This window comes from Halolamina pelagica (genome assembly GCF_001307315.1).
Lineage (GTDB): Archaea > Halobacteriota > Halobacteria > Halobacteriales > Haloferacaceae > Halolamina > Halolamina pelagica_B.
Genome location: NZ_LGUC01000002.1, coordinates 96,884 through 109,018 on the forward strand (window position 1 = coordinate 96,884; position 12,135 = coordinate 109,018).

A 12,135-nucleotide genomic window follows, 5' to 3' on the forward strand; every position below is an offset into this window, starting at 1 on the left:
ACAATGGCATCCGATGAAAACACAGCTGACACGACGGTCGCCATCGAGGACGACCGCGAACTCGCACGCGTCGTCGAAGAGAACGACGCGGAGCTGGCCGAGCTGCTCCGGCTCCTGCTGACGGCCGAGGATCTCGCGGGAGATCTCACCCCCGAACTCCGGGAGGCCGTGCACGAGAACCGGGAGCCCCTGGGTGAGCTACGGCTGGCCTTCGAGCGCGAGGAGACGCTGACGCTCCTCACGAAAGTCGGCAACGAGGCCGACACGCTCGTCGAACTACTCGACATCCTCGCGGTGTCGAAAGATCTCACGGACGATCTCGTCCCGGAACTGCTCGTTGCCGTCCGAGAGAACCGGGAGACGGTCGAACGGCTCCGCGGCTCGCTCGAGGACGAGCAGACGCTGATCCTGCTCGAACGCCTCGGCGACAACGCCGAAACGCTGACGGAGCTGCTCGACCTCCTCGACGCGACTCACGACCTGGCGACGGAGCTCACGCCGGAGCTACAGGAGGTCGCACAGGACAACCGCGACCTCATCCGCGAGTTCCGGATGGCCGTCGCGGGCTTCAGCGACGTCCACGGCGAACAGGACGTCGACATGTACCAACTCGGCCGGAACGCGGGCAACATGGTTACCACCATGGAGACGCTCGGGGACCCAGTGGTCACCGACGCCGTGGACGCCACTGTCGAGGGGTTCACACAGGAGGACCCGAAACCCGTCGGCTTCTTCGGGCTCATCGGCGCGCTCTTCGACGCCGACGTGCGGCGCGCGCTCGGCCGGCTGGTCGCAGCCCTGCGGGCGCTCGGGCAGGCCGACCTCGGCGAGGACTGAGCCACACCCCCGCCTCCGCTGTTCGGTGAAAAGATTCCGGCAACAGGAAAATCTCTTTGCAGATACTGAAAATATAGTTCGTAGGTTCGTCCTTTAACGGGTGTGTCCCCCATATCGAGTTGCAATGAGTGAGTCTCAAGAGAGCGCAGACGGCGTCACAGCACCAGGAATCGGCGACGAGTTCCCCGAACTCACCGTGGAGACGAGTCAGGGTGAGGTGTCACTCCCGGACGACTACGAGGGATCGTGGCTCGTGCTGTTCAGCCACCCCGGGGACTTCACGCCAGTGTGTACCTCCGAGTTCGTGGCGTTCGAACAGCGTCGCGAGGAGTTCGAGGAGCTAAACGCCGAACTGCTGGGCCTCTCCGTCGACCGCGTCCACTCCCACATCAAGTGGACCGAGTGGATCGGCGACAACCTCGATGTCGACATCGACTTCCCGATCATCGCCGACGACCAGGGGACCGTCGCCCAAGAGCTGGGGATGATCCACCCCGGCGCGGGCACCGCGACCGTCCGAAGCGTGTTCCTCGTCGACCCCTCGGGCACCGTCAGGCTCGTGCTGACGTATCCGATGGAGATCGGCCGGAACATCGACGAGATCCTCCGGTCGCTGCGTGCGCTGCAGCGCAGTGACGAGGAGGACGGCGTCGCCGTCCCCGCCGACTGGCCCGAGAACGAGAAGTTCGGGGACCGCGTCCTGCTCTCCCCGCCCGGAACCGTCGACGAGGCAGCGGAACGAACGGCCGAGGCCGAGGCGGCGGCGGACATGGAGGCGTACGACTGGTGGTTCGTCACGCAGTCTGAATAACGGCCCACCCGGGGCGAGTCGCCCGGCCGACTACCCGCGGAACTTATTACCAACATATGATCGACCCAGTCATCGCCAGCAGACTCCAGTTTGCGGTGACGACGATCGTCCACATTATCTTTCCAGTGATGAGCATGGGGCTCGCCCCCTTCCTGATCTACTTCACCTGGAAAGATATCCGGACGGAAGAACAGGTGTACCGACAGCTGCGCGAGTTCTGGACGAAGGTGTTCGCCATCAGCTTCGTCGTCGGAACCGTGACCGGGATCGTCCTCGAGTTCGAGTTCGGGACGAACTTCGCGGCGTTCTCGACGGCCGCCGGCGAACTGTTCGGCGGCCCCCTGGCCGTCGAGGGGATGATGGCGTTCATGCTGGAGGCGACGTTCCTCGGGATCTTCGTCTTCGGCCGCGAGCGGGTGTCCGACCGACTGTACATGCTCTCGAGTGTGCTCGTCGGACTCGGGACGTGGCTGTCGGCACTCTGGATCCTGATCGCGAACTCCTGGATGCAGACCCCGCGGGGGTTCGAGACGGTGATGGAGAGCGGCCAGCCGGTCGTCATGCTGGTCGATCCCATCGCCGCCTACGCGAACCCGCGGTTCCCGTGGATGTACGTCCACATGCAGAACGCGGCGCTGCTGTCCGTCGCGCTGTTCATGGCCGGCGTCGCCGCCTACTTCGTCTGGATGAACCGCGACACGGAGTTCTGGCGCAAAACGATGAAGATCGCGCTGGCCGTCCTCCTGATCTCCGCGCCGTTCCAGGCGATCCACGGCGACGCCTACGGCCGCCACGTCGCCGAAACCCAGCCCCAGAAGTTCGCGGCGATGGAGGCGCAGTACGACACCGATTCGTCGGTCGGGCTGAAGCTGCTGGCGTTCCCGACCAGCCTGCAGGACATCACCGATCCCCGCGCGGAGAACCTGTTCGTCATCGAACTCCCGTTCGTCGCGTCGATCCTGGCAAGCGGGGGTGATCCGGGAGCCTCCATCACCGGGCTGAACGACATCTCGAGCGAGAACCCGCCGGTCGCCATCGTGTTCTGGGCGTTCCGGGCGATGGTCGGCCTCGGGATGTGGTTCATCCTGCTCGCGTTCTGGGGCGGCGTCCGGTGGTATCAGGGGCGCCTCTTCGACGACGACCGACTGGCGCAGGCGCTGGCCGCCTCGTCACTGCTCGGCATCTTCACGGTCGAACTCGGGTGGATCGTCACCGAGGTCGGTCGCCAGCCGTGGGTGATCCAGGGGTGATGAAGACGAGCGCCGGCGTCTCCCCCAGCCTCACCGGGACGGAGGCGTTGATCACGCTCGCCGGCTTCGTGGGGGTGTACGCCGCCTTGCTCGGCCTCTACAGCTACGTCGTGACGCGGCTGATCCGCGAGGAAGCACCGACCCGCCCCGCGACGCCGGCGGGCGACGAACACCAGCCAGGGGCGACCATCCCGAACGATGATTGACGCCATCGCGATGGCGCCGCTGCCGGCGCTCGCCGACGGCCCGCTGTTCGGCCTGCCGCTGACGCGGCTCTGGTTCGGCCTGGTGTTCGCCGTCTTCGGGACGTTCCTCGCGCTCGACGGCTTCGACTTCGGTGTCGGCGCGCTGTTCGCCACACGCGAGGACGACCGCGAGCGTGAGCAACTGCTGTCGGCGATCGGGCCGTTCTGGGACGGGAACGAGGTGTGGCTCGTCGTGTTCGGGGGCTCCTCTTCGCCGTGTTCCCGGTAGTGTACGGCAATCTGTTCAGCCGACACTATCTGCTGATGTTCGCGATCCTCGGGTCGCTCATCCTGCGCGGGCTCGCCCCGGAGATGTACGAACAGCGCCACGACCGGCAGTGGCAGCGGTACTGGGGCTGGGCGTTCGTCGGCGGCAGCCTGGCCGCCCCCTTCACGCTCGGCGTGTTCGTCGGGAACTGGCTGTTCGGTGTCGATGGGCTGGCCTCCGCCGCGAGCGTGACGATCGGCTTGGCGGTCGTCGCCCTCACCGTCGTCGACGGCGCCGCGTTCCTCGGACTGAAGACACGGGGAACCTCCGGCGGGAGACCCGCATCTACGGCCACGTCGCACAGGTCGCCTATCTCGTGCTCGCAGTCGGCGGCCTCGCACTCGGCCGCTCGGTGCCTCACGTCGCCGTTACCGCGCCGGCGACGCTCGCGCTGCTCGGGAGCACTGTCGTGCTCGCCGTAGTGTACGTTCTCGCCAGCCGCCGCGGCCGACACTACGTCGCGTTCGCCGCCGTCATCGGCCAGGTGTACGGGCTCGTGGCGCTGGTGGCCACGCTGCTCTACCCGTGGGTTGATCCCGCGGGGGACTCACCGCGGAGGCTGCCATCGTTTCCACACTCCCCTCAATCTGACCACGATCGGGTCGGCGCTGCTGCTGCCGCTGGTGGCGGTGTACTTCGTCGTGCTCTACTCGGCGTTCGACGGGCCGGTCGACGAGGGCGACAGCTACACCTAACGCCTCACGGCCCCGACCCGCTTTCCGACGCGAACTCGGCAGAAAAACGACGCGAGCGAGCGATGCGACAGAGGGTTACGCGGTACGCCGACGGCGGGGCTGGCCAATCAGGCTCAGTGCCACTTGCGGTGGAACCCGGCGCCGAACAGCGCCAGCAGGGCGCCGATCGAGAGGTTCCGTGCGAGGTCCCCGACGTTTCCCGTCAGCGAGAACTGCAGGAGCCCCACGCCGACGAGAAACGCGATCACGACGGCCACGAGGACGGCGATCCACGTGGCCGCGTCGGTGGACGCGCCGTAGCCCGTCACGGCGGCGTGGCGTTCGGCGACAGGTCGATCCCCGCCAACAGGATCCCGGCCACGATGAGCACCGTGAGCCCGAGTGCCGTCACGATGTCCCCGATGCTGAGCATCCAGACGGCCGCGAGCGCGCTCAGGAGGGCCGTCATCATCCCCGCAACGAGCAGCGGGCTACCGGACGGGTCGAACTCGATATTGGGAGCCATACCGATCACAGATAGGCGCCGCGCGAGCATATACCCGAAGTTTCCCGAAATCGTGTCCGTCATTCGCTCCAGACGCCGACGTAGCGGCAATTGTGTGCGGGGTCGCGCGGGACGTGTCCAGTGACTGCGCCGCCGGCGTTCAGGGGCTCGGCGCGTAGAGCGCGTAGAGGATGGACAGCATCCCCAATGCGGTGACGAGTGCCGCGGCCAACCCGGCTTGGAAAATCGACACCCGGAGAAGTTCGAACAGCACTCCCTCCAGGAGGCCACCCAGCCCGACGAGCCCGAAGCCGAGCCCGACGTAGAGCAGCAACTCCGTGCCGTGCCGTCGGTAGGCGCGATACGCCTGGGCGGCGATCACCAGCGCGAGCACGGTCGTGACCAGTTTGGCGACGACGAATAGCGTGTGTTCCATGGGTCAGTCACCCCGCATCTCCTCGAAGAGCGACGCCATCCGGTCGGCGGGGTCCGGCCGGACGTCGATCTGGACCCCGAACCCCGCGGCACGGAGGCTGACTTCGACGCGTTCGAGCCGCGCCTCGTACTCGCGGTAGTGCCGGCCGCCGGGGTCGACGTGGGTGTACTCCTCGAGGAGGCCCTGCTCGACGAGGCGACCGACGCGGCGGGAGACGGTGGGGCGTGACATGTCGCACTTCTCGCTGAGCTCCTTTGCGGACAGTCGCTCCGTCTTCGTCGCCACGAGGATGTCGCGAGCGTACTCGTCGTCGAGGGTGGCGAAGACGGCCGGCGGGTCGGGCTCCTCGGTCACACCTCCCTACACGCGAGAGCGGGGTAATATAGCCCCCGGTTTTCTGCCCCGGAACGCCGGCTCACGGCTATATGCTGGCTCCTCCCCAACGGATAGTTGAAGGTGCAATAATTATGTCTACACTCGACTCCGGCATGAACCAGCTCGAGAGCAAAGTCGGCGGCCTGACCGTCGGCGGGAAAGTTCACAGCCTCAGCGCGTGGTTCGTGGTCGCGCTCCGCCTCATGATGGGGTACGCGTTCGCCTACTCCGGGTTCACGAAGATCACCGGCGAGTTCGGCGCCGGCGGCTACCTGGCCAACGTCGCCGCGACGAACGGCAACCCCCTCGCAGGGATGTTCGCGTGGATGGGGTCGACGCCGTGGTTCGTCGAGTTCGCGAACGTCGCCGTGCCGTGGGGTGAGCTGTTCATCGGCCTCGGCCTCCTCGTCGGCGCCATCGTCCGCCTCGCGGCGTTCTTCGGCGCGCTGATGATGGCGATGTTCTACTTCGGCAACTGGGACATCGCCCACGGCTTCATCAACGGCGACTTCGCGTACATGCTCGTGTTCCTCGCGGTCGGCGCCTTCGCCGCCGGCCGCATCCTGGGACTCGACCAGTACATCGAGCAGTACGAGGTCGGCGGGCAGGCGCTCGTCGAGCGCTACCCCGTCCTCGAGTACGTCCTCGGCTGATCACGCCGTTCTTTCTTTGCGTATCCCAGAGGCGAGGCGACGCCTCGTCGATCACGCTGTGTCGACGACGACCTCGAAGCGGGCGCCGCCGTCGATCGCCTCGCCCACGCGGATCTGCCAATCGTGAGCTGCGACGATCTGGGCGACGCTGGCCATCCCGAACCCCGTGCCGTCGGCCTTCGTCGTGAACCCCGGGTCTAACACGTCGTCCGCGTGCTCTTCCGGGATGCCCGGGCCGTCGTCGGCGACGTAAAACCCGACTTCGCCCTCGAGCCCGCCGACGCGGATGCTGACGGCGTCGCCGCCGTGCTCCACCGAGTTCCCCAGGAGGTTCTCGAACAGCCGCTGCAGCGCGGTCTCGTCCGCGGGCACCGTCGGCGGCCCGTCGGCGATCGTCAGCGACGCGCCCTCGGCCGCCAACGTCAGCCAGGCGTCCTCCGCGACCGCTGCCACGTCGACGGGCGCTTCCTCACTCACGAGCTCCCCGGTCTCCATCACCGCTGCGGCGTCGTCGATCAGCTCCGTCATCCGGTCGATCGGCTCGTCGAGACACGCCAGATGAGCGGTGTCGCCCGTCTCCTGTGCCAACTCGACTCGGCCTTGGATCACCGAAAGCGGCGTCTTGAGGTCGTGGGACAGCACGTCCGCGAACTCCTGTACGAGCTGAATCCACTGTTCGTGGCGTTCTTCGACCGCGTGTCGTTCGGTCACGTCCTGCTGGAACCCGACGAAGTGCTCGGGGCTGCCGTCCGCGTCGCCGATCGGCGCGATACTGACGCGGTTCCAGAACAGGTCGCCGTCCGCTCGGTAGTTGCGGAGTTCGGCGGTGACTGGCTCGGCGTTGTCGACGGCGTCTCGGATCGCCGCAACGGGCTCCTCGCGCGTCTCTTCGCCCTGCAGGAACCGACAGTTCTGCCCGGTGGCCTCCTCACGAGTGTAGCCGGTCAGGTCGACGAACCCGTCGTTCGCGTAGATGATCGGGTTGTCCGGCTGCGCCGGGTCGGTGATCGTGATCCCGATCGGTGCCTCGTCCATCGCGCGTTCCTTCAGCGACAGCTCCTCCCGCACCGCCTCGGCCGCCGAAACGTCGGCGATAGTGCAGATCATCGTGTCGTCCGTCGTGAAGGTGAGGCGGTGGTCCACGTCGACGGTGTTGCCGCCTTTCTGCTCGTACACCGTTCGGCCCTTCCACTCGCCCTCCCGAGCCGCAGCGAGTATCTCCTCGTTCGTTTTGCCCGTTTCGTGCTCCGGGGAGAGGACCTCCCAGTGGGTGCCGAGCAGCTCCTCGCGGTCGTAGCCGGTGATGTCGGCGTAGGCCTCGTTGACGTAGATGAACTCCCCATCCTCGTTGAGGAGGCTGATCCCGTCGTGGGACGTTTCGATCGCGTGGAACCCGCGGGTCACCTGCTGCTCGGCCCGGTAGCGCGCCACCGCCTGCTCGATCCGGTTGGCCAGCACCTCGTACTGCTCGGTGCCGCCGCCCTTCTGGAGATACTCCGTCACCCCCTTCGAGATCGCTTCGCTGGCGATCTCCTCGCTCCCCTTCCCCGTGAAGAGGACGAACGGCAGATCCGGGTACGCCTCGCGGACCTGTTCGAGTACCGCCAAGCCGTCCATCTCCGGCATGTCGTAGTCACAGACGACACAGTCCACGTCGGCGTCGTCAAGCCGCTCGAGCGTCGCCTGCGGGTCGGTCTCGGTCTCGACAGCGAAGTAGTCGCGTTGTCGCTCCAGAAACGTCGAAACCAGCTCGGCGAAACTCCCGTCGTCCTCGATGTGGAGAACACCCACTTCCTCCCCGACGTCGGCGATGAACCCCCGCTCTTCGATGGCGCCATCGATGCCACCGGGGACCAGTTCCGTCATTAGTCAGTTGTCGAGACTCACCGATAGTTAAACTACTGGACACTCCGCGCCAGCACCAACGACAGATCACGCAGCCGTACAGCGACGCGAGCTGCCGGGGCTACCTTAGCCACCTGCTCTAGCTAAGGTTACTGAGGTAGCTGAGGTGACTGCGGTGGGCGACGCACCGGAAAGCCGGACGAGGTGCCGATGTCGACGCCGACGAACGAAACGAAGCTTCGCTACTCTTCGTTCGCAACTGGGCCTTTGTACTGCGATCGGACGGTCTCGCCCTCTCGCCACTGCCAGTAGTAGTAACGGTTGCCGTTGATCTCCTTGATCGTCGTCGACGCCTTCGCGGGGACGCCGTCCGGTCGCTCCGCGGCATCGGCGTCGTCCGCCGCATCTGTGAGACGGGCCTCACAAGCCTTGTGCTCGGCCAGGGCCTCGGCGTGCCGGGAAACGGCACGAAGCTGTTCCGGTGTGGCGTCGGCGAGAGCGTCGACGAGTTCCGCGGGGAGCGTCGCCGGTGGGGACGGTGGGTCGTCGGTCATCGGGCTCGGTTAACCAACAACAGCGCTCACACCATAGATCCGTTGGTTAAACACCGGTAACCCGCACGTCCGGCCGTGATAGCCGCCGAGCGGACGGCCCGATATCCGGGCGGTGGCGGCCGCCGGCGAGCACGTCCGCACCCTTCTCGACGGCGTCGTCGACGTGGCGCTCGGGTTGTGCGAGCTGTGCGGCGGACTGCAGCGACCCGACGTCGGCCCAAACTCGAAGCCGCTGCCGAGGTCGAGATCCCGCGTGGCGGTGACCCGGATCGCCCCGCGGCTCGGTCGACGAGCCCCGCGCCGACCTGCCTCCCGGCCCGAAGAAGCCCCCACGGATTGCCGTCAGCAGTAGGGTTGGGAGTGGGGGCCACCTGGGTGAGCGTGATGGCCACGAGCGTTCGGGACGCATCGGCGGAAGCTGCGACCGTTGTCGGCCTCGTGAGCGGGTCGCAGTACGTCAATCACGCCTACTTGGTGCTGTTCCCGCCGATCCTGGCCACCCTCTCGACGGAGTTCGACGTGTCGCTGACGATGCTCGGGATCGCCATCGGCGTCCAGGGCGCGTCGAACACCGTCTTCCAGCTCCCGTTCGGCTGGCTCGCCGACGCCCGCGACCGGACCGTCGCGTTCGCGCTCTCCTCGGTCGCCGGGGCACTGGGCGTCCTGGCCGTCGCGGTCGCGCCCGATTTCCCGACGCTCCTGCTCGGACAGGTGCTCATCGGCGTCGGGGTCGGCGGCCACCACCCCGCCCACTACCCGCTGCTCTCGGACGCGACACCAGACGGGCTCCGCGGGCGGGCGTTCTCGGTGTACGGCGTCGGGGGCGCGCTCGGGTTCGCCACCCCGCCGGTCATGTTCAACCTGTTCACCAACGCCGGGCTCACGTGGCGCCACGCCGTCGGCGTCGTCGGCGCCGTCGGCCTCCTCTACGCGCTGACGGCGACCGCGGTGCTCCGGTTCGTCGTCGACGACGACGTGACGGCGGCGAACGTCGCCGCCGATGGGGGCGACGCGACCGACGGCGAACCGATCCGTGATCGCGCCGTCGCCGCCATTCGGGCGCTGCTGAACTCCCCCGGGATCTTGGGGCTCACGCTCCTCGCACTGCTGACGTCGACGGCGTCGTGGGGCGTGAACACCTACGCCGTCGTCTTCCTCAACGGCGTGTACGGCGTCGGCTCCGAGACGGCGAACCTCGCGCTCACGGGGCTGTTCGTCGTCGGCGCCGTCGCCATCCTGCTCGGCGGCGACCTGACCGACAGGATCGCCCCCGGACCGGTGATGACGGCGAGCTTTGCCGCGGTCACGGGGTTCGTCGCCCTGCTCGCCTCCGGGCTCGTCCCGGGGATCGTGGCCGTGGGCGCGCTCCTCGGCGTGGGCGCGGCGCGAAGCCTCGCCGGGCCGGCGCGCGACGGCCTGACCGACGACCTCTCGGCCGACGACACGGTCGGGACGAACTTCGCGGTGGTCAGCGTCGGCGTGATGCTCGGCGGGGCGATCGCGCCGCCGGCCTTTGGCTACATCGTCGACGCGACCGGCCCGAGGGCTGCGTTCGGCGGCATCGCCGTCGTCGCCCTCGTCGCCACGCTCGTCACGGTGTGGCTGACGGCGGTCGTCGCGGAGTGAATGTCAGACCCGGCCGCCCCTGGTGCGGGCTGGCGGATGGTACGTTCACGAACCCGTCAGTAGCCCCTACTCGTGCTGCCGGTGGAGCCGCCAGCGCTGGAGTAGCATATCCGTGCCGTCGTCGGTGTCAAGGAACGTGACGGGCACGCGTGAGTCACCGGAGACGGTGTAGTAGCGCAGGTCCTCGGGATCGGCGCACTCGGGGAACAGCGTCATCGATCGGTCGCCGAGCCGGCCCTGTACCTCGACCTCGAGCGCGGTGCCCTCGCGCTCGACGCTCGCTTGCTGGATCCCGCGGTAGGACTCGTAGTCGCCGACGAGCCGGTCGGCTTTCGCCTCCAGCGCCAGCCGCGGGACGGCACTCTCGGGGTCTTCGCCCTGCAGGATCGCGAGCAGCGCGTGGCCAGTCACCGTCGGGTGGTGGGCGGGCGCGGTGTTGCAGGCGACGACGACGCCGACCTCTGCGTCGTCCAGATAGCCGATGAACGCCGTCGTCGTCCCCATCATGCCGCCGTGGCCGACGAGCGTGTCGTCGAGGAACGACTGCACCGAGAGCCCGTAGCCGTACTCCCGTTCGACGCCGTCGACGGTCTCGTAGCGCGTCACCGTCGGCGTCGTCATGGCGTCGACGGCCGACGCGGGCAGCACGCGCTCGCCGTCGAGTTCGCCGTCGTTCAGCAGCATCCGGAGGAATCGCGAGGTCTCGACGACCGAACTGGCCATGCCGCCCGGCGCGTACATCGGCTCGGCGAACCCCAGACTCCCCTCCCGCCACTCGGTGCCGTCGCCGTCGGTCTCCTCGTAGTAGGCGCTCATCCGGTTCTCCGCGGCCTCGAAGCGCTCCGGCGTGAAACAGGAGCGCTCCATCCCCAGCGGCTCGAACACGTGCGCCCGAACGTAGCGCTCGAACGCGACGCCGGTCACGTCGGCGACGAGCAGCCCCAACAGGGCGAACCCCGTGTTGTAGTAGAAGAACTGTTCTTCCTCGGTGTAGCGCTCGTCGGCGCTGCCCTGGACGTGCCGGCGGAAGTCCGCCTCGCTGGTAAGCGGGGTGTTGGCGTCGCCGATGTCGGTGAGCCGCGTCACCAGCGCCGAGAGGTTCCCGTCGCTCGGCATGCCGGAGGTGTGGTTCAACAGCGAGTCGACGGTGATGGGGTTATCCGGAACCGAACTGAGATGCGGGAGGTACGCCGAGACGGGGTCGGAGAGGGCGAGTTCGGTCCGCTCGACACACTGGAGGACGGCGGTCGCGACGACGGATTTCGTACAGGAGCCGATGCCGAACAGTGTCTCCGGTGTCGCCGGCAGGTTCTCGTCGAGGTCGCGGGCACCGAACCCCTCGGCGTAGGCGAGCTCGGTGCCGTCGATCACCGCGACGCTCGCCCCCGGGACCCCGTCCTCGCTCATCCACGACGCGACGTACTCCTCGACGGCGCGCTCGGTGTCGGCGTCGAGGCTGCTGTCGGTAGCCATGGGTGAGGCTGTTCGCGACCGGGCAAGTAGGCTTGGCTTGCGGCGAGGTGGCGGGGCGTCGACACCGGCCACAGGGCGGTGGCGCTGGCGGTGGGGCGGCGAACGCCCCGAGCACCCCACGCCCGCGGTTACGCCGACGGGGCCGGCTCGTCCGACTCCTCCGTCGGGCCGGTGAGGTCGCCGTCGACCTGGTGTTTCGCCAACCTCGCGCGGAGCATGTCACCCTGGATATCGTCGCCGGCCAGCGTCGAGATGAACGCCAGCGACTTCGCGTGGGCGCCGAACGGCGTCCCGGCGAGCGAGGAGAGCGGGCCCGAAGGGTGACCCGGCTCGTCGTACTTCTTCGAGTGTGTCTCCTCGAGGGAGAGCCCCTGGAGATGCTGTTCGACTTCGCGGCGGGCGTCCGCGGAGATCCACGACAGCTGTTCGTAGTACCGGAGCGAACACAGCGCGCCGGCGGTGCCGAACGTCGTCCCGAGGTAGTTGATCCACTGCAGGAGCGTTTCGGAGTTCTCGACGTCGAGGGGACCCTCGAGGAACGGGCGCGTTCCGGATACGTCTGCCATAGCCTGTCTTTTGAACA

At 67.6% G+C, this 12,135-nt stretch carries 12 protein-coding genes and 2 pseudogenes; 6 read left to right on the forward strand and 8 right to left on the reverse strand.

What is annotated here, in order from left to right:
* The first annotated feature begins 3 nt into the window (after window positions 1-3).
* The 4 genes and pseudogenes from SY89_RS14110 (at window position 4) to SY89_RS14125 (ending at window position 4,106) form a co-directional block, all read left to right on the forward strand.
* Complete coding sequence (locus SY89_RS14110) at window positions 4-837, forward strand: helical membrane plugin domain-containing protein (RefSeq protein WP_054584811.1); 834 nt, start codon at window positions 4-6, stop codon at window positions 835-837.
* A 124-nt stretch (window positions 838-961) separates the two neighbouring features.
* The gene (locus SY89_RS14115; protein WP_054584812.1) at window positions 962-1,648 is read left to right on the forward strand and encodes a peroxiredoxin; all 687 of its coding nucleotides are present in this window, start codon (window positions 962-964) and stop codon (window positions 1,646-1,648) included.
* 56 nt (window positions 1,649-1,704) lie between these two features.
* Window positions 1,705-3,104 (forward strand): annotated as a pseudogene (locus SY89_RS14120) (cytochrome ubiquinol oxidase subunit I).
* Window positions 3,105-3,114: 10 nt separating this feature from the next.
* A pseudogene (locus tag SY89_RS14125) lies at window positions 3,115-4,106 on the forward strand (cytochrome d ubiquinol oxidase subunit II).
* A gap of 113 nt (window positions 4,107-4,219) precedes the next feature.
* Here SY89_RS14125 and SY89_RS14130 read toward each other — a convergent pair.
* The 4 genes from SY89_RS14130 to SY89_RS14145 all read right to left on the reverse strand — a co-directional run bounded on the left by SY89_RS14130 (window position 4,220) and on the right by SY89_RS14145 (window position 5,380).
* A complete protein-coding gene (locus tag SY89_RS14130; RefSeq protein ID WP_054584813.1) occupies window positions 4,220-4,414 on the reverse strand; it encodes a hypothetical protein in 195 nt (64 codons plus the stop codon).
* Window positions 4,411-4,611 carry a hypothetical protein gene (locus SY89_RS14135; RefSeq protein WP_054584814.1) on the reverse strand — a complete coding sequence of 67 codons (201 nt, stop codon included), beginning with the start codon at window positions 4,609-4,611 and terminating at the stop codon, window positions 4,411-4,413. Before SY89_RS14135 ends, SY89_RS14130 begins: the two co-directional genes overlap by 4 nt.
* Window positions 4,612-4,750: 139 nt before the next feature.
* Window positions 4,751-5,026 carry a DUF7521 family protein gene (locus SY89_RS14140; protein WP_054584815.1) on the reverse strand — a complete coding sequence of 92 codons (276 nt, stop codon included), beginning with the start codon at window positions 5,024-5,026 and terminating at the stop codon, window positions 4,751-4,753.
* 3 nt (window positions 5,027-5,029) lie between these two features.
* Entirely contained in the window at window positions 5,030-5,380 is a 351-nt protein-coding gene (locus SY89_RS14145) for an ArsR/SmtB family transcription factor (protein WP_054584816.1), read from the reverse strand.
* A 113-nt stretch (window positions 5,381-5,493) separates the two neighbouring features.
* On the opposite strand from SY89_RS14145, the gene SY89_RS14150 reads away from it, so the two are divergent.
* Window positions 5,494-6,054, forward strand: a complete 561-nt coding sequence (locus SY89_RS14150) for a DoxX family protein (RefSeq protein WP_054584817.1) — start codon at window positions 5,494-5,496, stop codon at window positions 6,052-6,054.
* A gap of 51 nt (window positions 6,055-6,105) precedes the next feature.
* On the opposite strand, the gene SY89_RS14155 is transcribed toward SY89_RS14150, so the two are convergent.
* Together SY89_RS14155 and SY89_RS14160 are read right to left on the reverse strand one after the other, a co-directional pair.
* Window positions 6,106-7,920 (reverse strand): PAS domain S-box protein, encoded by a 1,815-nt coding sequence (locus SY89_RS14155; protein WP_054584818.1) that lies wholly within the window; start codon window positions 7,918-7,920, stop codon window positions 6,106-6,108.
* 221 nt (window positions 7,921-8,141) lie between these two features.
* Window positions 8,142-8,453: a hypothetical protein gene (locus SY89_RS14160; protein WP_054584819.1), complete on the reverse strand. Its 312-nt coding sequence runs from the start codon at window positions 8,451-8,453 to the stop codon at window positions 8,142-8,144.
* 384 nt (window positions 8,454-8,837) lie between these two features.
* Here SY89_RS14160 and SY89_RS14165 point away from each other — a divergent pair, with 384 nt between their 5' ends.
* Window positions 8,838-10,079 (forward strand): MFS transporter, encoded by a 1,242-nt coding sequence (locus tag SY89_RS14165; RefSeq protein ID WP_054584820.1) that lies wholly within the window; start codon window positions 8,838-8,840, stop codon window positions 10,077-10,079.
* Window positions 10,080-10,145: 66 nt separating this feature from the next.
* Here SY89_RS14165 and SY89_RS14170 read toward each other — a convergent pair whose 3' ends face one another.
* The gene (locus SY89_RS14170; protein ID WP_054584821.1) at window positions 10,146-11,552 is read right to left on the reverse strand and encodes a serine hydrolase; all 1,407 of its coding nucleotides are present in this window, start codon (window positions 11,550-11,552) and stop codon (window positions 10,146-10,148) included.
* Window positions 11,553-11,680: 128 nt separating this feature from the next.
* Window positions 11,681-12,118, reverse strand: a complete 438-nt coding sequence (locus SY89_RS14175; RefSeq protein WP_054584822.1) for a FlaD/FlaE family flagellar protein — start codon at window positions 12,116-12,118, stop codon at window positions 11,681-11,683.
* Window positions 12,119-12,135: the final 17 nt, after the last annotated feature.

What these genes read in the sequence shown, in the direction of transcription:
- SY89_RS14110 (WP_054584811.1), top strand. Translation starts at nt 4, where the DNA reads ATGGCATCCGATGAAAACACAGCTGACACGACGGTCGCCATCGAGGAC.
- SY89_RS14115 (WP_054584812.1), top strand. Translation starts at nt 962, where the DNA reads ATGAGTGAGTCTCAAGAGAGCGCAGACGGCGTCACAGCACCAGGAATC.
- SY89_RS14135 (WP_054584814.1), bottom strand. Translation starts at nt 4,611, where the DNA reads ATGGCTCCCAATATCGAGTTCGACCCGTCCGGTAGCCCGCTGCTCGTT.
- SY89_RS14140 (WP_054584815.1), bottom strand. Translation starts at nt 5,026, where the DNA reads ATGGAACACACGCTATTCGTCGTCGCCAAACTGGTCACGACCGTGCTC.
- SY89_RS14150 (WP_054584817.1), top strand. Translation starts at nt 5,494, where the DNA reads ATGTCTACACTCGACTCCGGCATGAACCAGCTCGAGAGCAAAGTCGGC.
- SY89_RS14155 (WP_054584818.1), bottom strand. Translation starts at nt 7,920, where the DNA reads ATGACGGAACTGGTCCCCGGTGGCATCGATGGCGCCATCGAAGAGCGG.
- SY89_RS14160 (WP_054584819.1), bottom strand. Translation starts at nt 8,453, where the DNA reads ATGACCGACGACCCACCGTCCCCACCGGCGACGCTCCCCGCGGAACTC.
- SY89_RS14165 (WP_054584820.1), top strand. Translation starts at nt 8,838, where the DNA reads ATGGCCACGAGCGTTCGGGACGCATCGGCGGAAGCTGCGACCGTTGTC.
- SY89_RS14170 (WP_054584821.1), bottom strand. Translation starts at nt 11,552, where the DNA reads ATGGCTACCGACAGCAGCCTCGACGCCGACACCGAGCGCGCCGTCGAG.
- SY89_RS14175 (WP_054584822.1), bottom strand. Translation starts at nt 12,118, where the DNA reads ATGGCAGACGTATCCGGAACGCGCCCGTTCCTCGAGGGTCCCCTCGAC.